This is a genomic window from Streptomyces sp. rh34 (genome assembly GCF_002551245.1).
Classification (GTDB): domain Bacteria; phylum Actinomycetota; class Actinomycetes; order Streptomycetales; family Streptomycetaceae; genus Streptomyces.
The window spans coordinates 23,295-45,341 of sequence record NZ_NTGZ01000026.1 but is presented as its reverse complement, the minus strand read 5'-3'; the positions used below and the strand labels follow the sequence as shown (position 1 = coordinate 45,341).

The window sequence follows — 22,047 nt, the reverse complement described above, 5'->3', positions numbered from 1 at the left end:
CGCCACGGCGGCGGGCCTCGTCCGGGCCGCCGACGCCGGCTCGCTCCTGGCGGGCGGCGGACTCGTGCACGATCACAGCGGGGCGGTGCTTCCCGCCGCCGTCGCCGCTGCTCCCCTCCTCCTCGCCATCGCCCGCCACGGGCACCCGGCGGCCGGGGCGACCGCCCTGGGGCTGCTCGACGACGCCCTGGCGTTCGCCACCCGCGACCAGTACACCCGGGTGGCGACCCCGTACGCCGAGGCCGCCCCGATCTGCTGCGCACTCGCGGACCACCTCAGAAGCGGCTCCGGCCTCCTCGCCGCACGCGGGCGCGAAGGCAAGCGGCTGCTCGCCGACGCGGCCGGGCACTGGCGGTTCGATGCCCAGGAGGTCATCGCCGAGGGGGACGGCATCGCGGTTCTCGGGACTCTCGCGGGACGCTTTCCGGACGGGCCTCAGGCGGCGGAGCTCCACCGCGCCGGCCACGTCACCGCGCTCGAACGGGTCGTCCTTCTTCACCCACCGGAGGCGGGCGGGGGCCCAGACGCGTGCCTGCGCGTCGACGGCGTACGTCCCGATGAAATCGCCCCGCCCGCCGTCCTGTTCCCGGCCCGGTGCGCAGCCGGGCCCGTGGTCCGGTAACCGCCCTACGCGGCCACGGCCCCCGCCCCGCACCCCAGCCGGAACGGCTCCCCCTGCGACCAGTCCGCCGCCACGCCCCGCATCACCAGCGCGCTGTCCAGCACCGCGCTGCCCGGCGGGAAGCGGTCCGGGTCCTCGAAGAACGAGGAGCGTACGGAATGGGGCCGGCCCGCCGTCACCTTCCAGGCGTCCGTGGACAGTTCGAGGACGTCCAGGTGGTCCCCGCCGGCGTTGGGGGAGAGGCCCCGGCTGCCGAGGCGGAAGAACTCCGACGCCTCCGCCAGGTCCGTGAACAGCCCACTGCCGCGCAGCTCGTCGGCGGGCTCCACGGTCGCGTCCACCTCCACCTCGCCGTCCCGGGTCGCGAAAGCCACCCGTACGGAGCCGGTGTCCTCCCGGACGGTGAAGTCCGCGCGGCCGTGCTCGCCCGGGTAGATCCGCCCGCCCGCGAAGGCGTTGAGGCGGGAGGCGGTGTCACGGCGCGGGATGTAGACGCCGCGCTCGACGCCGTCCGGCCCGTCCCACTCGACGGCGATGCGGTGCGCCGCGTTCTCGCTGGTCAGCCCGGTAGCGGCGGGGGCCCATGCGGGGCGGACGCCGCCGATCCGCAGCAGACAGATCCCTGCCACCGCCTGACCGCGCACCAGTTGGGGCCGCAGCGGCGCGGGCAGCAGGGCCGCGGCGACGTGAGGGTCGACCCGGTAGTTCACCAGGAGGCGGCGTTCGATGACGCTGGAGAGCCGGGTCCGGATCATGAGGCGTCGCCTTCCGGCGCTGAGCGCCACTTGGTGGTGCGGAGCACGATCTGCTCGGGGCACACGGCGCTGAGGAAGCGCCCCACGCACATGGCGAGCCGTTCCTCGGCGAGGGAGTAGAGGATGCGGTTGGCGTCCCGGCGCTCCGTGACGAGCCCGGCCCCCTTGAGCACGCCCAGGTGGCGCGAGATGGACGGGGCGCTGATCGAGAAACGGCTCGCGATCTCCCCGGCGGCCAGTTCGCCGCCCCGCAGATCCTCCAGGATCTGGCGGCGGGTGGGATCGGCGAGCGCGCGGAAGGCGCTCGCCTCTTCTGCGGCGGGTGAATCCATGGATGCATGTTTAGCACATGAGCTAAGTAGCTAAACAGGTGCCATGGGAGAGCCCCCGCGAGTCATGTCCTCGCGGGGGCTCTCCGTTCATCCGCCTGCCGAGGTGAAGGTTGAGAAGACGATCACGAGGCAGGACGTCCGTGGTGGTGGGGCGGCGTGCCGGTGCCCGGTCAGGGGGCGAGCAGCAGCACGTCCGCGCGCTCCTTGGCGGCGGCGTAACGCTTCGCCACGTCCTGCCAGTTGACGACCCGCCACATCGCCTCGATGAAGTCCACCTTCTGGTTCTTGTACTGCAGGTAGAAGGCGTGCTCCCAGGCGTCGAACACGAGGACCGGGACCGAGCCCTGGCCGACGTTGCCCTGGTGGTCGTAGACCTGCTCGACGATCAGCCTGCCGCTCACGGGCTCGTACGCGAGCACGCCCCAGCCGGAACCCTGGGTGGTGGCCGCGGCCTTCGTCAGCTGGGACTTGAAGCCCGCGAAGGAGCCGAAGGAGTCGGTGATCGCATCGGCGAGGTCGCCCACGCCGTCCGCCGCGAGGGGCTCGCCGCCGCCGTCGCCGGTCATGTTGTGCCAGTAGATCGAGTGCAGGATGTGACCGGAGAGATGGAACGCGAGGTTCTTCTGGAGGCCGTTGATCGCGCCCCAGGCCTCCTTGTCGCGGGCCTCTTCCAGCTGCTCCAGGGTGTCGTTCGCGCCCTTGACGTACGCGGCGTGGTGCTTGTCGTGGTGCAGCTCGATGATCTGCGGGTTGATGACCGGTTCGAGCGCCGCGTAGTCGTACGGGAGTTCCGGGAGCGTGTACGTGGCCATGATGCGAGCCCTCCGACTGCTGGGAATGCCGTCCAGTTGTTATTGCAACCTATGTGCAAGAGCAGGCTAACAGCAGGAGTGCTCCGAAATGATCAGCCCTTCGGCCTAGGACCAACGGCACCGCGCTTCCCTTCCCCCTCCCTTCCTCCCGTTTGCCCGCCAAAGGTGATTTGCTCCTTATTCCGTGCTGCGTGGCCGTCGCGCGTTTGGTCCCGTCGTTCCGGGGGACCCGGCCAGGCAGCCGGGCGGCACGGGGCCGGGACCACGGTCGCGCCGTCCGCTGCCCGCCCCGCCCCGCTGATCAGGAGGACTTGATGGCACCCCCCGAAACGCCGAACGGCCCGAACGACGGTCGCGATCCGCGACTGGCCCCGCCCCTCGCGGACGCGGCGGGCTGGGAGCCGCTCGACGTCCGCGCCGTCGACACCGTGCGGGTGCTGGCCGCCGACGCCGTACAGAAGGCGGGCCACGGCCACCCGGGCACCGCGATGAGCCTGGCCCCGCTGGCGTACCTGCTGTTCCAGCAGGTGATGCGGCACGACCCGGCCGACGACCAATGGCTCGGCCGGGACCGCTTCGTGCTGTCCTGCGGACACTCCAGCCTCACCCTCTACATCCAGCTGTACCTGAGCGGCTACGGCATGGAGCTCGCGGATCTGGAGGCGCTGCGCACCTGGGGTTCCACCACCCCCGGCCACCCGGAGTACCGGCACACCAGGGGCGTCGAGATCACCACCGGGCCGCTGGGGCAGGGGCTGGCCTCCGCCGTCGGCATGGCCATGGCGGCCCGGCGCGAGCGTGGCCTCCTCGACCCCGACGCCCCGGCCGGCACGAGCCCCTTCGACCACCACGTGTACGTCGTCGCCTCCGACGGCGACCTGATGGAGGGTGTGACGGCCGAGGCCAGTTCACTGGCGGGACACCAGGAGCTCGGGAATCTGGTGGTCTTCTACGACTCCAACCACATCTCCATCGAGGACGACACCGACATCTCCTTCAGCGAGGACGTCGCCGCCCGCTACGCCGCGTACGGCTGGCACGTCCAGACGGTCGACTTCACCCGGACCGGCGACTACGTCGAGGACGTCGACGCCCTGCTCGCCGCCGTCGAGGCCGCGAAGAGCGAGAGCGGCCGCCCCTCCCTGATCCTGCTGCGCACGATCATCGGCTGGCCCGCGCCCACCAAGCAGAACACCGGCAAGGCGCACGGCTCCGCGCTCGGCGACGACGAGGTCGCCGCCACCAAGAAGCTGCTCGGCTTCGACCCGGACGCCGACTTCCCCGTCGAGGACGACGTGCTGAAGCACGCCCGCGCGGTCGTCGAGCGCGGCGCCGAGGCCCATCGCGCCTGGGAGCCCGGCTATCAGGAGTGGCGCGCCGCCCACCCCGAACGCGCCCGACTCCTCGACCGGCTGCGGGAGCAGAGGCTCCCCGAGGGCTGGGCCGACAGCCTGCCCGTCTTCGACCCCGACCCCAAGGGCATCGCCACCCGCAAGGCGTCCGGCGATGTGCTCACCGCGCTGGCCCCCGTGCTGCCCGAACTGTGGGGCGGCTCGGCCGACCTCGCGGGGAGCAACAACACCACCATGGAGGGCGAGCCGTCCTTCGTACCGGAGCGCAAGCAGACCGACGAGTTCCCCGGCGACCCCTACGGCCGCACGCTCCACTTCGGCATCCGCGAGCACGCCATGGGCGCGATCCTCAACGGCATCGCCCTGCAGAGCCTCACCCGCCCCTACGGCGGTACGTTCCTGATCTTCAGCGACTACATGCGCCCGGCCGTCCGGCTCGCCGCCCTGATGAAGCTCCCGGTCACCTACGTCTGGACCCATGACTCCATCGGCCTGGGCGAGGACGGCCCCACCCACCAGCCCGTCGAGCAGCTCGCCGCCCTCCGCGCGATCCCCGGCCTCGACGTCGTACGGCCCGCCGACGCGAACGAGACGGCCGTGTGCTGGCGCACCGTCCTGGAGCACCACGACCGGCCCGCCGGTCTCGCCCTGACCCGGCAGCCGCTGCCCGTCCTGGAGCGGGGGGACGACGCGTACGCCCCCGCCGAGGGGGCCGCCCGGGGCGGCTACGTACTCGCCGACAGCCGGGGCGGGACGCCCGATGTCATCCTCGTCGCGACCGGGTCGGAGGTCCACATCGCTCTGGAGGCGCGGGAGTTGCTGGCCGCCGAGGGGCGCGACGCGCGGGTGGTCTCCCTGCCCTGCCGCGAGTGGTTCGCCGAGCAGCCGTACGCCTACCAGGACGCGGTCCTGCCGCCCGAGGTCCGGGCCCGGGTCAGCGTCGAGGCAGCCGTCGCCCAGGGCTGGCGCGACGTGGTGGGGGACGCGGGCCGCATGGTCAGCCTGGAGCACTTCGGCGCGTCCGCCGCCTACGAGCGCCTGTACGAGGAGTTCGGCATCACACCCCGTGCCGTCGCCGACGCCGCACAGGAGAGCATCCGCGCGGCGGCCGGAGCCGTCCGGCCCGGCGGGGAGCGCGCCGGCGCCGCCCCGGTCGAAGGCGGCACCGGAGACGTCGGCTAGGCGACCTCCCCCCCCACAACCACCACCACCGTCAACCATCAACCATCACCGCTGTTCACCCCCCCCCAGAGGAGCCCCATGCCCCCCGCACGCACCCCCCGCTACACCGTTCCCGGCCTCGGCGTCGACGAGGGCCGACAGGTCATCGACCTCCTGACGCCGCGCCTGCACGCGCTCAACGACCTCGCGCTCACGCTCAAGCACATCCACTGGAACGTCGTCGGGCCGCACTTCATCGCCGTCCACGAGATGCTCGACCCGCAGACCGCCGCCGTACGGGACATGGCCGACGCCGCCGCCGAGCGCATCTCCGCCCTCGGCGGCGAGCCGAACGGCACCCCGGGCGCCCTGGTCAGGGAGCGCACCTGGGACGACTACAGCGTCGGCCGCGCCGACGCCATCGCCCACCTCGGCGCCCTGGACCTCGTCTACACGGGGATCATCGAGGACCACCGTGAGGCGGTCGAGAAGGCCGGCGAGATCGACCCCGTCACCGAGGACCTGCTCATCGAGCACCTGCGCGGCCTGGAGCAGTTCCAGTGGTTCGTCCGGGCCCACCTGGAGTCCGGCTCCGGCACCCTGTCGAACGCCGGCGCGGTCACCGAGGAAGCGGCCGCCGAGGCCGCGTCCCCGAAGCGGGCCGCCGCCAAGCGCACCCCCGCCAAGAAGACGGCACTGCCCGCCCCGGCGAAGAAGACCGCCAAGAAGGCGGCCAAGAAGACCACGGCGAGCAGGCGCACCACCCGCTGAGGAGGCCCGGGCCCTGGACGAGGTGGTTCAGGGCCTACGGCCGCGGAAGGTGCGGCGCAGGTCGCTCACCCACGCGTCGGGGTTCTCCCAGGGGATGAAGTGGCCTCCGTGGTCATGGGCGTTGACGTTGACGTGGTTGAACCAGTCCGCCTGCGGTCCGTTCTCGAACGCCCGGACGCGCTCGTCGGCGGTGTGGACGCCGGGCGGGTTCTCGTACGTGACGAGGGTGAGGCCGACCGGTGCCTGCACGACCGGGGTGCGGTCGTGCGCCGGGGCCCAGGGGTAGCGGTTGGCGTTGGCGTAGTAACGCATCGACGTGGCGATGGAGTTGTTCACCCAGTAGATCGTCGCGTGGGTCAGCAGGTCGTCCGCGCTGAAGACGGACGCCAGGTCGCCGCCGTTGTCGCTCCAGGCGTTCCACCGCTCCAGCAGCCAGGCGAGCAGCCCGGCGGGGGAGTCGCTGAGCCCGTGGGCCAGGGTGGCGCCGTCGAGCATGTGCACGGCGAGGTGCGGCGCCCAGCGGCGGTCCTGCTCGACGACCCGGGCGCGGACGTCGGCGGGCTGATCGTCGGTGAGGGGCCGGTTCCGGGCGAAGTCCCAGGCGCGGGGGCCGGTGAAGAAGTCGAGCGGGAGCCCGGAGCCGATGTGGATGCCGTACAGCTCGTCGGCGTACTTGTGGCCGAGCTGGCTGGAGACGATCCCGCCGATGTCGCAGCCCCCGGCGGCGTACTTCTCGTACCCCAGTGTCTCGGTCATCAGGGTGTGCCAGAGGTCGGACACCTTCCAGAAGTTGACGTCCGGAAAGCCGGTGAGCGGGCCGGGGAAACCGAAACCGGGCAGCGACGGCACGATGACGTCGAACGCGTCGGCCGGGTCACCGCCGTACGCCGCCGGGTCGGCGAGGGGGCCGATCACCTTCGACCAGTGCCAGAACGTCCACGGCCAGCCGTGGGTGAGGATCAGCGGGATCGGGCGGGGGCCCCGGCCGGGCCGGCGCATGAAGTGCACGGGGACGCCGTCGACGCTCACCCGGTACTGCTCGTGGGCGTTGATGGCGGCCTCGGCCGCGCGCCAGTCGTAACCGTCCCGCCAGTGGGCGACCAGCTCGCGCAGGTAACGGTCCGGAACGCCGTAGGACCAGTCCTCGTTCCCCTCGTCCAGCGGCGGCCGGGTCCGTGCGAGACGGGCGCGCAGGTCGTCGAGAACCCGGTCGGCCACGTGTATCGGGGTGGGCTCCAGGGGGAAAACGTGCGGGGCGGTCATGGCGTGGTCCCTTCCGGGAAGGAGGCAGCGCTGTCACCGGAACGTTTCCACATCCGGCCCCGCGCCGTCGTCCGCCCCGCCCCGCGCTTCCCGACGGCCCACATCCGGACCGCCGGGCAACCCGCCCCCGCACGGCGGGAGTTATGCCCGCAGGTCGTCCCTCGCCTGCGCCGCGAGGTCCGGGAAGTCCGTCACCACCGCGTCCACGCCCTGCCCGTAGTGGAAGGCGTACTCGGCGAACGCGTCGCCGAAGGCGGTGGGCGCACTGCCCCGGCGGTACGCGGCCGGGAGGTACTGGTTCTCCGCCCGGAAGGTGTACGCCCCGACCTTCAGGCCTGCCGCGTGGGCGTCCGCCAGCAGGGTGCTCGGCGGGACGAGCGAGGACTTGTCCGGGCCGATCCAGTCCGCGTACGAGGCGATCTCGCGCAGCCCGGCCGGGGTCATCATGTCCCGGTAGGAGACCCCGTGCCCGTACGGGCCGCCGCTCGTGCCCAGCGCCTGCCACAGGGGGAGTCCGAGGCGGGCCGCGGCCACCCGGCGCAGGCTCGCGGGATCGAAGGACTGAACGACGCAGTCCCGGGCGGTCAGCCGGTTCCGGCGGATCACCCGGATCAGCTCCTCCTCCAGCGGCAGCCCGATCGAGCGGAAGTACGTCGGGTGCTTCGTCTCGGGGAACACCGCGATCCGCCGGCCCGACTCCCGGGACAGCCGCCGGGCCAGGTCGATCACTTCCTGGAAGGTCATCACCGAGCCCCGCCCGTCGAAGACCGTGTTGCGGTCGCGGACCAGCGGAAGCCGTTCCACCGTGCGCAGCGTCCTCAGTTCGCGCAGCGTGAAGTCCTCGGTGAACCAGCCGGTCACCGCCTTGCCGTCAACGGTCTTCGTGGTGCGGCGGTCCGCGAACTCGGGGCGGCCGGCGACGTCCGTCGTCCCGCCGATCTCGTTCTCGTGCCGCACGACCAGGACGTGGTCCTTCGTCGGCACGAGGTCCGGCTCGATCCAGTCGGCCCCGGCCCGTACGGCATAGGTGTACGCGTCCGCGGTGTGCTCGGGCCGCCAGCCCGCCGCGCCGCGATGCCCGATGACCAGGGGGCCCGAAGGGCGGTGGGGGTGCCGGCCGGCCGGGGCGGCGACGGCCGGGGCGGTGGCCGCGGCGGTGAGGGCGGCGGTCGCCAGGAGGATCGAACGACGCCTGGGGGCAACGGACATGACGGCTCCTCGGGTGGGTGGAGCCACCACGGAAGCGAGGGCGGATGACGGCCCGGCGTACGGTGCCCGGCCCTGCGATGTCCTGTTGGTCACGGGTGCACGCAGCGCCGGAACCACACACCGGAACGCCGGACGCCGAAACGCCGGGCTCCACCCCGATCGTACGAGGAGGAGCCCGGCGTTCGTAGAGGTCGTGCGGGAACCGCTGCCGGGAGCCGTGCGGGAACCGGTGCCGGGAGGCGTGCGGGAACCGGTGCCGGGAGGCGTGCGGGAACCGGTGCCGGGAGGCGTGCGGGAACCGGCGCTACTTCCGCTGCGCCGGGATCTCGGCCGTGCCGTCGCCGCCGTCGCCGACGCCGCTCCCGCCGGTGTCGCCCCGCCGCCGCTGACGTACGAGACCGATGCCGATCAGCACCACGGTCAGCGCACCCGTGGCCAGCAGCTGGTCCCGGGTGTCCGGCTGGCGCAGCATCAGCAGGAAGATGCCCGCCATGGCCACCAGGGCGACGATCGTGCCGACGGGGAAGAACCACATCCGCACGACCAGCTTCTCGGGCGCCTCCCGCTCGGTACGGCCGCGCAGGATCAGCTGGGAGGCCGCGATGAAGATCCACACCACCAGGATCACCGCGCCGATCATGTTCAGCAGCCACGGGAAGACGTCATCCGGCCGCCAGTAGCTGAGCAGCACGCACGCGAATCCGAAGACCGAGGAGAACAGCACGGCGTTGCGCGGCACCCCGGAGGTGATCTTCCCGAGCACGGCCGGGCCCTGCCCCCGGGCGACCAGCGACCGGGCCATGCGGGACGCGCCGTAGATGTTGGCGTTCATCGCGGAGAGCAGCGCGATGAGGATGACCACGTTCATGATCTGCGCGGCCGACCCGATGCCGAGGTGGTCGAGCATCGCGTAGAACGGGCCGACCTCGGCGACCTTCGGGTCGTCCCAGGGGACCAGCGTGACGATGACCGCCATCGAGCCGATGTAGAACACCGCGATGCGCCACATCGCGGTACGGACCGCCTTCGCGACGCCCTGCACGGGGTTCTCCGACTCGGCCGCCGCGATGGTGACGGTCTCCAGACCGCCGTACGCGAAGACGGAGGCGAGGAGTCCGATGATGAACCCGTCCATGCCCTGGGGGAGGAAGCCGCCGTCCCCCGTGAGGTTGGAGAGGCCGGGCGCGTCCGTGTCGGGCAGCACGCCGAGGATCGCCAGCAGGCCGAGCACCAGGAACAGCGTGATCGCGATGACCTTGAGCGCGGCGAACCAGAACTCGAACTCGCCGAAGTTCTTCACGGCGGCCAGGTTCGTCCCGAGGAAGATCACCATGAACAGGGCGACCCACGCCCACTCCGGCGTCCCGGGCAGCCAGCCGCTGACGATCTGCGCGGCCCCGATGCCCTCCAGGCCCACGGCGACGCAGAGCAGGAACCAGAAGGACCAGCCCGCGGCGAACCCGGCCCACGGGCCGATCGCCCGCTCGGCGTGCACGGAGAAGGAACCGGACGCCGGGTTGGCGGCCGACATCTCGCCGAGCATGCGCATCACCATCATGACGAGCAGCCCGGAGATGGCGTAGGCGACGACGATCGAGGGCCCCGCCGCGGCGATCCCGGCGCCCGAGCCGACGAACAGCCCGGCGCCGATCACCCCGCCGAGGGCGATCATCGAGAGGTGGCGCTGTTTGAGGCCGTGGGTGAGCGCGGAGTCCGCCGAGGGGCCGGCGGGGGCCGCGGAGTCAGCGGTGGGGGGCGACGCGGAGGTCCGAGGCATGGACGGGCTCTGTTCGGTAGCTGAGACAAGGGGGATGAACCCACAGTCTGAACATCCGTACCGCTCACACGGAACAGGTGTCCGCTATACGGTCACCAGGCTCACACAAGGTGCACATTCGCCTACCGGTCGGTAACGGCCGAGCTGCCGCGCCGCTCCCGCCACTGCCGCCCCACCGCCACCAGCAGCACCAGCGCCGTCGCCCCGGCCGACCACAGCACCTGCGGGCGTGCCGCCGCGTCGGTCAGCATCAGCAGCAGCACCCCGAACAGCCCGGCCAGCGTCACCCAGGTCAGATACGGGAACCACCACATCCGCAGCGAGAGCGCCTCGGGAGCCTCCTGCTCCAGCCGGGCGCGCAACCGCAGCTGGGAGGCGGCGATCAGCGCCCACACGAACAGCAGCACCGCGCCGACCGAGTTGAGCATGTAGAGGAACACCGTGTCCGGCCACAGCAGGTTGAGCAGGACGGAGACGAAGCCGAAGGCCACCGAGGCCAGCACCGCCCGCCGGGGCACCCCACCCGCCCCGCCCGCCGTTTCCCCGGAGTCGCCGTCCGCCGTACCCCGGGAGCCGCCGCCCGAGACCTTCAGCAGCCCGCGCGGGGCCTCCCCGCGCTCCGCCAGCGAGAAGATCATGCGGGAGGAGCCGTACAGATTGGCGTTGAGCGCCGAGAGCAGCGCCACGAACACCACGATGTTCATGATCTGACCGGCCGACGGCACCCCGATCGCGTCCAGCACCTTCACGTACGGGCTCAGCCCCGCCTGCTGCGCGGTCCACGGCAGCACGGTCACGATCACCAGCATCGAGCCGACGTAGAAGAAGAGGATGCGCACCACCGCGCTGCGCACCGCACGCCCCACCGCGCGCGCCGGATCGTCCGTCTCGGCGGCGGCGATGGTGACGACCTCAAGACCGCCGAAGGCGAAGACCACGGTCAGCACGCCGGAGACGACCCCGCCCCACCCGTTCGGCAGGAAGCCGCCCTGGCCGGTCAGGTTGGCCATCCCGACCGGATCGGTGTCCGGGAGCCATCCGAGGACGGCCAGCAGCCCCAGCACCAGGAAGACCACGATCGCGCCGACCTTCAAGGAGGCGAACCAGAACTCGAACTCGCCGAAGTTCTTCACCGCCGTCAGGTTCGCCGCGGTGAACACCACCATGAACAGCAGCACCCACGCCCACGGTTCGACGCCCGGCACCCAGCCGTGGGCGATCTGCGCGGCCGCCGTGGCCTCCACGGCGAGGACCACCACCAGCAGGAACCAGTACAGCCAGCCGACGCTGAACCCGGCCCACCGCCCGAGCGCCCGCTCGGCGTGCACGGAGAACGAACCGGAGGCGGGCATCGCGGCGGACATCTCGCCCAGCATCCGCATCACCAGCATCGCGAGCGCCCCCGCGATCAGATACGAGACGACGATGGCGGGTCCCGCCACCGCGATCCCGGCGCCGGAGCCCACGAACAGCCCTGCTCCGATCACCCCGCCGAGCCCCAGCATCGTCAGATGGCGCTGCTTGAGCCCGTGCGACAGCGGCTCGGCCGGAACGGCGGAGGACGGGGGAACGGGGGCCGGGGTGGGGGGAGGAGCCTCGTGCATGGGGGGAGGGGTCACTCTCGGATCAGCGGGTCGTCGTAGCGGGTCGTTCGGGGGCGACCGGAGCGACCTGATCGTTTATGGGGAAGCTACAGTCTCGCCGATCGCCGCCCTCCCCGCCAAAATGCGCCGTCACCGCCCTCACCTCCGTGACGCGTGTCACGCGGGAGGGCGGTTGCGGCGCGGACTTTGTGCGAATCCCACCAAGCCATCAACCGCCGCTTTGTGGGCGGCTGATGGTGATCGAGCGTTAACCCGTGGGCTAACGTCGGCGGGAGCCCGACCCCACCCTGCCCGGCGGGGGCCGTCCCGGCCCACCTGCCCTCACCCGCGGAGTCCCGATGAGCACTGCTGCCGCCCCCGTCCGCTCCGGAGCGGTCCTCGCCGACCTGCTGCCCGCAGCCCGGCACCGCTACGCCGTGGACGCGGCCCTCGTCCTCGGCGGCGCCGCCCTGACCGGCATCGCGGCCCAGATCGCCCTCCCGGTCCCCGGCTCCCCGGTCCCGGTCACCGGCCAGACCTTCGCCGCGCTCCTCATCGGCACCGCGCTGGGAGCCCGCCGCGGCTTCCTCTCCCTGGCGCTCTACGCGCTCGCCGGCATGGCCGGTATGCCGTGGTTCGCCGAGGCATCCTCGGGCTGGTCGATGCCGTCCCTGGGCTACGTCTTCGGCATGCTCCTGGCCGCCACCGTCGTCGGCGCCCTCGCCCGGCGCGGCGGCGACCGCTCCGTGCTGCGCACCGCGGGCACGATGGTCCTCGGCTCCGCGATCATCTACGCCATCGGCGTGCCCTACCTCGCGCTGTCCACCGGGATGTCGCTGAGCGCCGCCGTCGCCGCCGGACTCGTCCCCTTCCTGATCGGTGACGCCCTCAAGGCGGCGCTGGCCATGGGCGCGCTGCCCGCCGCCTGGAAGGTCCTCGGCCGCCGGGGCTGACTCACCCCTGCCCTAGTAGGGGCCGCCGAAGAGGCCCGCCGGATCGTACTGGGAGACCAGACCGGCGAGCCTCTTCGCCGTTTCCGGCTCATGGAAACCGGCGGTACGGTCCTTGCCGCCGAAGGAGAAGTTCAGGGACCGCCCCTGAACGAGCGGCCCCAGCACCCCGGACACCTCCCCGTACAGCGACCGCACCGCCGCCACGTCCGTACCGTCCAGCGGCGACAGCAGCCGCAGGAGGAAGCCCGCGTCCCGGTAGGGCACCGCGTTGGCCGTGTCCGGCCCCCCGGCCAGAGCCCCTCCGAGATGGTTGAGCTGCACCACCGTCATCATCGGGGCCTTCGGCCCGGTCAGCTCCAGCACCCGGGCCGCCCGCCCCGCGTCCAGCTCCCGGAGCACCAGTCCCTCCCCGTAGTACGCGTGCGGGAACGGCGGGTCGCTGTGGATGGTGGGGCTCTCGGCGTACGGCATCTCCCGCAACGAGTCCGCGAGCACCGGACCGCTTTCCCGCAGCGGGGCCACCAGCCGCTCGCCCTCGGCCGCGTCACCCGTGAAGGCGATCCGCACCGAGACGACGTACCGCCCGCGCGACTCCTCGGGCAGCTGCGGCATGTCCGGGTGGACAAGTGCGGCCAGCGACGACGTCAGGGACTCCGGCACGGTCCGGGTCCACTCCAGATAGCGGCCCACCACCTCGGCCGCCCGCTCCCCGGCGAACGCGATCGAGCCTCCGTACAGCCGCTCCACCGCCACCAGGCCGATCTCCAGAGCGGTCACCACCCCCAGCCGGTGCCCGCCGCCGCGCAGCCCCCAGAAGAGCTCCGGCTCGCGCTCCGGCGTGACCCGGCGCGGGACCCCGTCGGCGGTCACCACCTCCAGCGCCCGCACATGGTCGGCGGCGTACCCGAACTCCCGCGCCAGGATGCCCAGTCCCCCGCCCAGGGTGTACGAGACCGCGCCCACCGAGGGCGACGAGCCGTTGAGCGGGGCCAGCCCGTGCGGGATCGCCGCCGCGGCCACCGCGCCCCAGGTCGCGCCCGCGCCGATCCGGGCGGTGCGGCGGACCGGGTCCACGGCGACGGAGTCCAGGGCACGGGTGACGACGAGGACACCGCCCTCGACCGCTCCGGGCAGCCCGTGCCCGGTGGCGTGCGCGGCGACGGGGAGCCCGCGCGCGGCGGCGTACGCCACGGCCTCCCGCACGTCGTCGGGGGTGGCGGCCTCGACCAGCCGGCCGGGCCGGATCGGGAAGCCGGTCTGAAAGGTGGCGGGTGCGGTTCCTGTGGACTGGGACGACATGGGGGAGGCTCTCCTTCGCTCGCGTTTCGGCGGTGCGAGGAAAAGCCTCCCCGGAATACCTGACACCCTCTGTCAGGTAGTAAGCGGACGGGTGCGGGTCACTCGGCGCCGGTCGTGCGGCCGCGCATCTCCCGGAACAGTGAGATGCCCACCACCAGGGCCGCGACCAGCAACGACAGCACGACCTGCTCACGGGCGGCGTCGTCGGTCAGCATGTAGACCAGGACGAAGGAGATCATCGCGATCGTCGCCCAGGTGAGGTACGGGAAGAGCCACATCCGTACGACCAGCTTGCCGGGGGTCTCGCGCAGGATGATCCCGCGCATCCGCAGCTGGGTGAAGCAGATGACCAGCCACACGAAGAGCGCGACCGCGCCGGAGGAGTTCAGCAGGAACTGGAACACCGTGTCGGGCCACTGGTAGTTGAAGAACACCGCCACGAAGCCGAAGACGACCGAGGACAGGATCGCCGCCTGGGGCACACCGCGCTTGTTGACCTTGGCGAAGGCCTTCGGCGCGTCGCCCCGCTCGCCGAGCGAGAACGCCATCCGGGAGGCGGTGTAGAGGCCGGAGTTGAGGCAGGACAGCACGGCCGTCAGCACGATGAAGTCCATGACCTGCCCGGCGTGCGGGATCCCGATCACGTCGAGGGCGGCGACATAGCTGCCCTTCTCGACGATCGACGGGTCGTTCCACGGCAGCAGCGTCAGCACCACGAAGATCGAGCCGAGGTAGAAGACGGCGATACGCCAGATCACGCTGTTGGTGGCCTTCGAGACGGCCCGCTGCGGGTCCGACGACTCGCCGGCGGCCAGCGTCACGATCTCACTGCCCATGAACGAGAAGACGACCATCAGCACACCGGTCAGAATCGCGCCGGGCCCCTCGGGGAAGAACCCGCCGCTGTCCGTCAGATGCGCGAGACCCGACCCCGGGTTGTCCGCTCCGGGCAGGAAGCCGAAGACCGCGAGGAAGCCGATGACCACGAACGCGCCGATCGCCACGACCTTGATCCCGGCGAACCAGAACTCGAACTCGCCGTAACTGCCCACCGAGACCAGGTTGGTGGCGGTCAGCACGACCATCACGATCAGCGCCCAGGCCCACTGGGGCACCCCCGGGATCCAGCTCTCCAGGATCTTCGCGCCCGCCGTGGCCTCGACGGCGAGCACCACGACCCAGAAGAACCAGTAGAGCCAGCCGATGGAGAAACCGGCCCAACGGCCGAGCGCCTGGTCGGCGTAGGCGGAGAAGGAACCGGAGCTCGGCCGGGCGGCGGCCATCTCGCCGAGCATCCGCATCACGAGGACGACCATCAGACCGACCATCGCGTACGACAGCAGAATCGCCGGACCCGCGGCCGCGATGCCCGCGCTGGAACCCACGAAGAGCCCGGCGCCGATCACGCCGCCGATCGCGATCATTGAGAGATGGCGGTTCTTCAGACCTGCCTGAAGCCCGCCCGACGAGTCCGGCCGGTCCGGCTCACCGGGCTCCTGGCCCGGCTTCGCCAGCGTCGTCTGCGACGTCATGGGGGGAATCCTTACGTGTGGTGCGTGAGGGGATGCCCTGCTCCGCCGTGGGGTGGTGCGAAGACAAGGCCACGTATTCAAGCCCGGACAGCGGCAGAAGCGGAACCCCCTCCTTCGGATCGTTTGCCTGATCGTTGCCCGAACGGCGTTGACCACAGCGAACGCGGCGGGAGGCCCCGACCCCGCTGACGGCTGCCCCGCGAAGTTCGTGCCACACTTCGCACCATGCGCGTGTACCTCGGATCCGACCATGCCGGCTACGAACTCAAGAACCACCTCGTCGAGTGGCTCGGTGCCCACGGCCACGAGGCCGTCGACTGTGGCCCCCACATCTACGACGCCCAGGACGACTACCCGCCGTTCTGCCTGCGCGCCGCCGAGAAGACGGCCGCCGACCCGGACAGCCTCGGCATCGTGATCGGCGGCTCCGGCAACGGCGAGCAGATCGCCGCCAACAAGGTCAAGGGCGTCCGCGCCGCACTGGCCTGGAGCGAGCAGACCGCCGCCCTCGGCCGCGAGCACAACGACGCCAACGTCGTCGCGATCGGCGGCAGGATGCACACGGTCGAGGAGTCCACGAAGTTCGTCGAGATCTTCCTCTCCACGCCGTACTCGAACGAGGAGCGCCACACGCGCCGCATCGAGATGCTCGCGGCGTACGAGAACACCGGCGAGCTCCCCCCGATCCCGGCCCACCACCCGCAGCAGGGCTGACCCGCCCCATCTCTCCCGTGCCGCCCGGTCCCGGACCCGGCGGCACGGCCATGACACCACTCCCCCCCAGGAGCCCCGCCGTGCCCGAGGGACACACCATCCGCCGCCTCGCCGACGACCACGCCGAACGGTTCGCGGGCGCGCCGGTACGGGTGAGCAGCCCGCAGGGCAGGTTCTCCGACAGCGCGGCCCTGCTCGACGGGCGGACCCTCACCGCCGCCGACGCCCACGGCAAGCACCTCTTCCTCGGCTTCGGTGACACCGGCTGGGTCCACATCCACCTCGGCCTCTTCGGCAAGCTCGGCTTCGGCACCGCCCCGCCCCCGCCGCCCGCCGACACGGTCCGCCTCCGGCTGGTCAACGCCGCCCACCACGCGGATCTGCGCGGCCCCACCACCTGCGCCCTGATCACCGGGCCCGAGAAGCGTGCGATACACGAGCGCCTGGGCCCGGACCCGCTGCGCGGCGACGAGGACGGGGAACGCGCCTGGCAGCGGATCTCCCGCAGCCGGACCACCGTCGCCGCCCTGCTGATGGACCAGAAGGTCATCGCGGGCGTCGGCAACGTGTACCGCGCCGAAGTCCTCTTCCGGCACGGCATCGACCCGTACCGCGCGGGCAGGGACCTCACCCGCACCGAGTGGGACACGATCTGGGCGGACCTGGGGGAACTGATGCGCGAAGGCGTGCGGAACAACCGGATCGACACCGTCCGCCCCGAGCACCTCCCCGAGGCCATGGGCCGCCCGCCCCGCAAGGACGACCACGGCGGCGAGGTCTACGTCTACCGCCGCGCGAACCTCCCCTGCCACCTCTGCCGTACGGAGATCCGCACCGCGGACCTGGTCTCCCGCAACCTCTTCTGGTGCCCCCGGTGCCAGCCCCCGGGACCCTCCGGCGACTGACGCCCCGGCCGGCCCCGGGACCCTCCGGCGACCGGGACCCCGGCCGTCCTCCGGAGCCCGTCCGCGATCGGGCGCCGAGCGGTCTCCGCACCACCCCCCGACCCCGCGAATCCGTGTCATATGCCAAGCGAAACCGGCTCCCGTCGCGCGGAGGACCCCATTTCGAGCGCATTGTCACCGGGGTCCCCCTGCACCGGAGGCGTTCGGGTGGATAAGGTCCCGGCAGTGGCCCGTAGCGGAGGAGCAGACGACTTCGGGGCCCGGTGGCGCAGGAAGCTGCACCGGGCCCGCATCGGCCTGCGCAAATCCGGGGTCGACTACTTCCGCGGCGACGGCTCCGACTGGATCGCCCTCGTCGGTCTGCTGCTGACGATCCCGGCCATCACCTTCGCCACGGTCGTGAGTCCGGTCTGGATCGACCCGGCCGCCCTCGCCCTGCCCATCGTGGCGGGCGGCCTCCTGCTGCGCCCCGCCAGCCTGCTGGGCCTCTACGCGACGGCCGCCGGCGCACTGATCGTCGAGGCGCTCACCCTCGGCCCGTACCTGGACGGCCCCGCCCGGGTCACCCCGGGCACCGTGCTCGTGGTCGCCGCCTGCGGATTCTTCGGGCTGATCCTGGCCCAGTTCCGGGCCCGGGTCGGCGTGCCCTGGCGGCGCGGCGGCACGATGCTCTTCGACCTGCGCGAACGCATCCGGGTCCAGAGCGCGCTGCCCCGGCTGCCCCAGGGCTGGCACCGCGAGATGGCCCTGCGCCCGGCCGGCGGCCAGTCGTTCTCCGGGGACTTCGTCGTCGCGGCCCGCACCCACGGGGGCCGCACCCTGGAGGCCGTCCTCACCGACGTCTCCGGCAAGGGCATGGACGCGGGCTCCCGGGCCCTGCTGCTGTCCGGCGCCTTCGGCGGGCTGCTCGGCTCGCTGCCCCCGCACGCCTTCCTGCCCGCCGCCAACGGCTACCTGCTGCGCCAGGACTGGGACGAGGGCTTCGCCACCTCGATCCACCTGGTGCTGGACCTGGAATCGGGTGACTACGAGATCTTTTCCGCAGGCCATCCGCCCGCCCTCCAACTGCACGCGGGCACCGGCCGGTGGGAGGAGAAGTCCGGGGAGGGCCCGCTGCTCGGCGTCTACGACGGGGCCGAGTTCGACGCGGTGAAGGGATCGCTCGCGCCCGGGGACGTACTGATGCTGTTCACCGATGGTCTGGTGGAGGCCTCCGACCGGGACATGGCCGAGGGCATCGACCGGCTGACGGGCGAGGCCGACCGCTATGTCTCCACCGGTTTCGAGGGCGCGGCCTGGCATCTGATCGAGGCCTGCGCCAAGGACGTCAACGACGACCGGGCCCTGCTGCTGCTCTCGCGCCGGGCCTGAGCGGCCCGCGGCCCGGACCCTCCGCGGCGGAGAGGCGCCCCGTCACCCGGGGGCCGGGTATCGGGGCGCCTCCTGGCCGTTCGGTGCCGCTCAGGCCGACACCGGTACCTGTTCCTGATCCTGGTCGCCGTCCTTCTCGCGGCCGCCCGGCAGGATGCGGGTCAGCCAGTGGGAGCGTCCGGCGGCCAGCGGCGCGAGGACGGCGAGCAGGAGGACGTAACCGGCGATGAACGGCGAGAGCCGCTCGTCCAGTCCGGCGGCCGCCGCCATCGTGGCCAGGATGAGCGCGAACTCACCGCGGGCGACCAGGGTGGTGGCGATGTTGGACGTGGCCTGGGCGCCGAAGGAGTACACCTTCGCCGCCGCGAGCCCGGCCGCGATGTTCATGGCGAGCGTCAGCACCACGGCGGCCAGCACCGGCCACAGCACGCTCGGGAGGTCGCCCGGGTCGATGGAGAGGCCGAAGGCGAAGAAGAAGATCGCGCCGAACGCGTCCCGGAGTGGGTGGACCAGCTTGAGGATACGGTCGGCGGACGAGGTGGAGCCGAGCATCAGACCGACCATGAACGCCCCGATCGCGTCGGCGACGCCGAACATCTCGGAGACACCGGCGACGAAGACGGCGACGCCCAGGAAGGAGATGACGAGCAGTTCGTCGTCCTTGGTGTTCATGAGCTTGCCGATGAGCTTCGTGCCGAACCGGGCCGCCAGGGCGAGCAGCAGGAGGAAGCCGAAGGCCTTGCCGCCGTCGATCAACGCGGCCGAGAGACTGTCCGCACCGGACAGGATCGGCTGGAGCGCGGCGAGGTACAGGGCGAGGAAGATGTCCTCGACGACGATGATGCCGAGGATGGGCCGGGTCTCCGGATTCCCGATGCGCCCGAGGTCCACCAGGATCTTGGTGACGATCGCGGACGAGGAGATGCCGAGGACACCGGCGAGGACCAGCGCCTCCGCCGTGCCCCAGCCCAGCGCGAAGCCGAAGGCGAGACCGGCGCCGACGTTCAGGGCGAGATAGGTCCCGCCCGCGATGGCCATCTTCCGGCCGCCCGTCCTGAGGTCGTCCATGTGGAACTCGAGCCCCAGGTAGAAGAGGAGGAGGACGAGTCCCAGCGCGGAGAGCATCTCCAGGTCGTGCGGGTTCTTCAGGAGCGTGTAGCCGGGGGTGTGCGGGCCCAGGAGGATCCCGGCCAGGATGAACAGGGGGATCGTCGGGAGCCCGATGCGGCCGCCGAGGCGGGCGAGGACGGCAGCGGCCAGGAAGGCGCCGCCCATGGCGAGGAGGGTGTCTGCGTGTCCGATGAGCCTGATCCTTCGGGGTCGGGTCAAGAGCTGGTCAAGGGGGCATTAAGAATCCATCAGTAATTAGTTTAACGAACGATTGACGCTGCAACTATGACCCCGTCGGATTGTCAGTTTTTGTCTGTTTGTTCTCCGCTGTCGATGTCATGGCGGCGCCGCGGCAACAGCCCCACGGGTCAAGCGAGTTCGGAACAGTTCCCCACGCGGCCCCGGTCGCGGTCCCGGGGGCGGCCGTAGGGTCGGCCCATGACCGGACACGATCTCAGCGTCTCCGAGGTGGAAGCCATCGCCCGCGAGGCCCATGCGCGGCAGACCGACAAGGCGGGCCGCCCGTACGCGGAACACCTGGCGGCGGTGGCGACAGGTGTACGGGAGCGCGGCGGCGACGACGGGCAGATCGCGGCGGCCTGGCTGCACGACGCGATCGAGGACGCCGTGCTCCCGGCCCGGTGGCTGGCGGCCGCCGCCCTGCCGCAGGAAGTGAAGGACATGGTCCTGGCCGTGACCAAGCGGCCGGGCGAGGAGCTGTCCTCGTACACCGCGCGGATCCTGGCCACGCCGGGCGCGTTGCTCATCAAGGAGGCGGACCTCGCCCACAACGCGGATCCCGCTCGCCTCGCGGTTCTGGACGCGGCGACGCGTACCCGACTGACGGCGAAGTATGCGCAGGTACGCGAGCTGTTGGGGCTGGTCGGCGGCGAATCACCCTCGGACCGAAAGAATCCGGCCAACCCGGAGACGCACTGATCCACCCGCCGGCCGGGCCGACGGGTGGATCAGGGAAAGCGGTGAGGGGGCGTCGGCCGGTCCGTGTGCGGCCGGTCCACCCGCCGGAGGCTCAGCGGCCCGCGGGGTCCTTCCGGAACGCCCACGTCATGTCCGGCTCGGTGGCCCACTTCAGGGCGCGTCCCACCGGAGGGGTGCACATGAGCGTCACGGCCGCCGCCGCCGTGAGCGAGACGACGATCAGCCCGACCGGGTCGGAGAGCCAGGTGTGGCGGTCGAACAGGCCCGCGTACTCGGCCCCCTTGACCAGGAAGCCGTGCAGCAGATAGCCGCAGATCGTTCCCGCGCCGAGCGCCGTGAACCACCGGGCCCTGCCGGGCACCCAGGCCAGGAAGCCGACCGTCAGCGCGAGGGCGCAGCCGAACATCGCGAGCGTCATCACCGCGCCGGACCACCACGGCGCGTCCATCTCCTGTGCGCTGTTGGCGCGGTAGAGCCAGCCGAGCTGCATGTGCGGGGCGACCCAGTACGCGAACAGCAGCGCGCCGGCGACCAGCGGCAGGGACAGCAGCCGCACCTCGCGCCGCCTGACCAGCTGGAAGTGCTCGGGCTTCATCAGCAGGCCGAGCACGAAGAACGGCAGGAACTGCAGCACCCGCTGGAGGTCGAGGTCGTCGCCGATCTCGGGGGAGACGGAGGCGAGCACGGCGATGGCGAGCGCCACCGGCAGCGGATGGCGCAGCGTGCGCCAGATCGGCGTGGTCACCCGCCAGATGAACAGGGCGATCAGGAACCAGGTCAGGAAGAAAGGGTCGATCAGGCTGATCGCCATGTCGGGCGAATCGTCCGCGTACCGCTTGAAGAGTGAATAGGCCGTCTCGAACAGCACGTACGGCACCGCGACCGAGGTGATCAGCCGCTTCACCTTGGACGGCGTCATGTCGAACGAGCGGGAGAAGTAGCCGGAGATGAGGATGAAGGCCGGCATATGGAACATGTACACGATCATGTACAGCGCCCGGGTGGCGCGGCTGCCGTCCATCACGGGTTCCCAGGCGTGCGCCACCGCGACGAGAACGATGGCCAGATACTTCACATTGTCGAAGTAGGGATCGCGCTTCTTCGCCGCCGCGAACACCGGAGCGGGGGCCGCCTGGACGCTGGACCCGGGGGAGGGGCGGGGCGCGGTGACGGTGAGCGTCTGCTCGCGGCCGGGCTCCGACTCCCGGGTCGCCGGGGGGAGCGGGGCCCTCTGAAATACGCTCGGAGCTTGGAACATCTAAGGCACCTTAGACCGGTCGATTGCCTCGCGTAAAACTGCGGGGAGATATCGCGTGTTCCCCTCTATTCGAATGTGAAACCGTCGAACACTGCCCGCTATGACAGGCTTGATCCCGCTTAAATAGGGCATATCGGCAGGGTGTTGGCCGGAGTGAATTACGTCGCATCCACGCGGTCAATTGGCTGTGAATGAAGTGTGTGGATGCGGAAACGATCGCCGCGGTGGATATTCGGCCGCGGGGATTTCACAGTCGACGCACAGGGAGTGCGAGGGCGGCGCGACGTCCGCGCGCTTCCCGCCCGCTTCCCGGGTGTGGTGCGGGGTGC

The 22,047-nt window shown here is 71.5% G+C and carries 19 protein-coding genes; 8 read left to right on the top strand and 11 right to left on the bottom strand.

Annotation, left to right across the window (positions count from 1 at the left end; all coding sequences use genetic code 11):
- Window positions 1–622, top strand: a 622-nt coding sequence (locus tag CR470_RS08440) for a hypothetical protein (protein WP_097866939.1), incomplete at its 5' end; no start/stop codon positions are given.
- Window positions 623–627: 5 nt separating this feature from the next.
- On the opposite strand, the gene CR470_RS08435 is transcribed toward CR470_RS08440, so the two are convergent.
- The 3 genes from CR470_RS08435 to CR470_RS08425 all read right to left on the bottom strand — a co-directional run bounded on the left by CR470_RS08435 (window position 628) and on the right by CR470_RS08425 (window position 2,521).
- On the bottom strand, window positions 628–1,377 hold the full coding sequence (locus tag CR470_RS08435; protein ID WP_097866938.1) for a DUF2071 domain-containing protein: 750 nt from the start codon (window positions 1,375–1,377) through the stop codon (window positions 628–630).
- The gene (locus CR470_RS08430; RefSeq protein ID WP_097866937.1) at window positions 1,374–1,709 is read right to left on the bottom strand and encodes a metalloregulator ArsR/SmtB family transcription factor; all 336 of its coding nucleotides are present in this window, start codon (window positions 1,707–1,709) and stop codon (window positions 1,374–1,376) included. The genes CR470_RS08435 and CR470_RS08430 overlap by 4 nt, the downstream gene beginning before the upstream one ends.
- 170 nt (window positions 1,710–1,879) lie before the next feature.
- Window positions 1,880–2,521, bottom strand: coding sequence for a superoxide dismutase (locus CR470_RS08425; protein WP_097866936.1), 642 nt, complete (start codon window positions 2,519–2,521; stop codon window positions 1,880–1,882).
- A 314-nt stretch (window positions 2,522–2,835) separates the two neighbouring features.
- On the opposite strand from CR470_RS08425, the gene tkt reads away from it, so the two are divergent.
- Together tkt and CR470_RS08415 are read left to right on the top strand one after the other, a co-directional pair.
- The gene (gene tkt / locus CR470_RS08420; RefSeq protein ID WP_097866935.1) at window positions 2,836–5,055 is read left to right on the top strand and encodes a transketolase; all 2,220 of its coding nucleotides are present in this window, start codon (window positions 2,836–2,838) and stop codon (window positions 5,053–5,055) included.
- A 78-nt stretch (window positions 5,056–5,133) separates the two neighbouring features.
- The gene (locus tag CR470_RS08415) at window positions 5,134–5,805 is read left to right on the top strand and encodes a Dps family protein (protein WP_097866934.1); all 672 of its coding nucleotides are present in this window, start codon (window positions 5,134–5,136) and stop codon (window positions 5,803–5,805) included.
- A 27-nt stretch (window positions 5,806–5,832) separates the two neighbouring features.
- Here the strand turns inward: CR470_RS08415 and CR470_RS08410 are convergent, their stop codons facing one another.
- From CR470_RS08410 to CR470_RS08395, 4 genes are all read right to left on the bottom strand, one after another.
- Complete coding sequence (locus CR470_RS08410) at window positions 5,833–7,068, bottom strand: epoxide hydrolase family protein (protein WP_097866933.1); 1,236 nt, start codon at window positions 7,066–7,068, stop codon at window positions 5,833–5,835.
- 141 nt (window positions 7,069–7,209) lie between these two features.
- Complete coding sequence (locus CR470_RS08405) at window positions 7,210–8,277, bottom strand: glycerophosphodiester phosphodiesterase family protein (RefSeq protein WP_097866932.1); 1,068 nt, start codon at window positions 8,275–8,277, stop codon at window positions 7,210–7,212.
- A gap of 304 nt (window positions 8,278–8,581) precedes the next feature.
- Window positions 8,582–10,054 carry an amino acid permease gene (locus CR470_RS08400; protein ID WP_097866931.1) on the bottom strand — a complete coding sequence of 491 codons (1,473 nt, stop codon included), beginning with the start codon at window positions 10,052–10,054 and terminating at the stop codon, window positions 8,582–8,584.
- Window positions 10,055–10,176: 122 nt separating this feature from the next.
- Window positions 10,177–11,658 (bottom strand): amino acid permease, encoded by a 1,482-nt coding sequence (locus tag CR470_RS08395; RefSeq protein WP_097866930.1) that lies wholly within the window; start codon window positions 11,656–11,658, stop codon window positions 10,177–10,179.
- 338 nt (window positions 11,659–11,996) lie between these two features.
- Here CR470_RS08395 and CR470_RS08390 point away from each other — a divergent pair, with 338 nt between their 5' ends.
- Window positions 11,997–12,590: a biotin transporter BioY gene (locus CR470_RS08390; RefSeq protein WP_097866929.1), complete on the top strand. Its 594-nt coding sequence runs from the start codon at window positions 11,997–11,999 to the stop codon at window positions 12,588–12,590.
- 12 nt (window positions 12,591–12,602) lie between these two features.
- On the opposite strand, the gene CR470_RS08385 is transcribed toward CR470_RS08390, so the two are convergent.
- Both CR470_RS08385 and CR470_RS08380 read right to left on the bottom strand, forming a co-directional pair.
- A complete protein-coding gene (locus CR470_RS08385; protein WP_097866928.1) occupies window positions 12,603–13,889 on the bottom strand; it encodes an FAD-binding oxidoreductase in 1,287 nt (428 codons plus the stop codon).
- A 98-nt stretch (window positions 13,890–13,987) separates the two neighbouring features.
- Window positions 13,988–15,421 (bottom strand): amino acid permease, encoded by a 1,434-nt coding sequence (locus CR470_RS08380; RefSeq protein ID WP_097866927.1) that lies wholly within the window; start codon window positions 15,419–15,421, stop codon window positions 13,988–13,990.
- A 225-nt stretch (window positions 15,422–15,646) separates the two neighbouring features.
- Here CR470_RS08380 and CR470_RS08375 point away from each other — a divergent pair, with 225 nt between their 5' ends.
- The 3 genes from CR470_RS08375 to CR470_RS08365 all read left to right on the top strand — a co-directional run bounded on the left by CR470_RS08375 (window position 15,647) and on the right by CR470_RS08365 (window position 18,411).
- On the top strand, window positions 15,647–16,135 hold the full coding sequence (locus tag CR470_RS08375) for a ribose-5-phosphate isomerase (protein ID WP_032790965.1): 489 nt from the start codon (window positions 15,647–15,649) through the stop codon (window positions 16,133–16,135).
- Between the two features lie 80 nt (window positions 16,136–16,215).
- The gene (locus CR470_RS08370; protein ID WP_097866926.1) at window positions 16,216–17,040 is read left to right on the top strand and encodes an Fpg/Nei family DNA glycosylase; all 825 of its coding nucleotides are present in this window, start codon (window positions 16,216–16,218) and stop codon (window positions 17,038–17,040) included.
- A 225-nt stretch (window positions 17,041–17,265) separates the two neighbouring features.
- Window positions 17,266–18,411: a PP2C family protein-serine/threonine phosphatase gene (locus tag CR470_RS08365; RefSeq protein ID WP_097866925.1), complete on the top strand. Its 1,146-nt coding sequence runs from the start codon at window positions 17,266–17,268 to the stop codon at window positions 18,409–18,411.
- Between the two features lie 90 nt (window positions 18,412–18,501).
- On the opposite strand, the gene CR470_RS08360 is transcribed toward CR470_RS08365, so the two are convergent.
- The gene (locus CR470_RS08360; protein WP_097866924.1) at window positions 18,502–19,686 is read right to left on the bottom strand and encodes a cation:proton antiporter; all 1,185 of its coding nucleotides are present in this window, start codon (window positions 19,684–19,686) and stop codon (window positions 18,502–18,504) included.
- A gap of 273 nt (window positions 19,687–19,959) precedes the next feature.
- Between CR470_RS08360 and CR470_RS08355 the strand changes: the two genes are divergently transcribed.
- Window positions 19,960–20,460: an HD domain-containing protein gene (locus CR470_RS08355; protein ID WP_097866923.1), complete on the top strand. Its 501-nt coding sequence runs from the start codon at window positions 19,960–19,962 to the stop codon at window positions 20,458–20,460.
- Between the two features lie 91 nt (window positions 20,461–20,551).
- Here CR470_RS08355 and CR470_RS08350 read toward each other — a convergent pair whose 3' ends face one another.
- Window positions 20,552–21,718, bottom strand: a complete 1,167-nt coding sequence (locus CR470_RS08350; protein WP_097866922.1) for an acyltransferase family protein — start codon at window positions 21,716–21,718, stop codon at window positions 20,552–20,554.
- Window positions 21,719–22,047: the final 329 nt, after the last annotated feature.

Excerpts from the sequence above, each read along its gene's own strand:
- CR470_RS08435 (WP_097866938.1), bottom strand. The coding sequence starts at position 1,377 with ATGATCCGGACCCGGCTCTCCAGCGTCATCGAACGCCGCCTCCTGGTG.
- CR470_RS08430 (WP_097866937.1), bottom strand. The coding sequence starts at position 1,709 with ATGGATTCACCCGCCGCAGAAGAGGCGAGCGCCTTCCGCGCGCTCGCC.
- CR470_RS08425 (WP_097866936.1), bottom strand. The coding sequence starts at position 2,521 with ATGGCCACGTACACGCTCCCGGAACTCCCGTACGACTACGCGGCGCTC.
- tkt (WP_097866935.1), top strand. The coding sequence starts at position 2,836 with ATGGCACCCCCCGAAACGCCGAACGGCCCGAACGACGGTCGCGATCCG.
- CR470_RS08415 (WP_097866934.1), top strand. The coding sequence starts at position 5,134 with ATGCCCCCCGCACGCACCCCCCGCTACACCGTTCCCGGCCTCGGCGTC.
- CR470_RS08410 (WP_097866933.1), bottom strand. The coding sequence starts at position 7,068 with ATGACCGCCCCGCACGTTTTCCCCCTGGAGCCCACCCCGATACACGTG.
- CR470_RS08405 (WP_097866932.1), bottom strand. The coding sequence starts at position 8,277 with ATGTCCGTTGCCCCCAGGCGTCGTTCGATCCTCCTGGCGACCGCCGCC.
- CR470_RS08400 (WP_097866931.1), bottom strand. The coding sequence starts at position 10,054 with ATGCCTCGGACCTCCGCGTCGCCCCCCACCGCTGACTCCGCGGCCCCC.
- CR470_RS08395 (WP_097866930.1), bottom strand. The coding sequence starts at position 11,658 with ATGCACGAGGCTCCTCCCCCCACCCCGGCCCCCGTTCCCCCGTCCTCC.
- CR470_RS08390 (WP_097866929.1), top strand. The coding sequence starts at position 11,997 with ATGAGCACTGCTGCCGCCCCCGTCCGCTCCGGAGCGGTCCTCGCCGAC.
- CR470_RS08385 (WP_097866928.1), bottom strand. The coding sequence starts at position 13,889 with ATGTCGTCCCAGTCCACAGGAACCGCACCCGCCACCTTTCAGACCGGC.
- CR470_RS08380 (WP_097866927.1), bottom strand. The coding sequence starts at position 15,421 with ATGACGTCGCAGACGACGCTGGCGAAGCCGGGCCAGGAGCCCGGTGAG.
- CR470_RS08375 (WP_032790965.1), top strand. The coding sequence starts at position 15,647 with ATGCGCGTGTACCTCGGATCCGACCATGCCGGCTACGAACTCAAGAAC.
- CR470_RS08360 (WP_097866924.1), bottom strand. The coding sequence starts at position 19,686 with ATGGGCGGCGCCTTCCTGGCCGCTGCCGTCCTCGCCCGCCTCGGCGGC.
- CR470_RS08355 (WP_097866923.1), top strand. The coding sequence starts at position 19,960 with ATGACCGGACACGATCTCAGCGTCTCCGAGGTGGAAGCCATCGCCCGC.
- CR470_RS08350 (WP_097866922.1), bottom strand. The coding sequence starts at position 21,718 with ATGTTCCAAGCTCCGAGCGTATTTCAGAGGGCCCCGCTCCCCCCGGCG.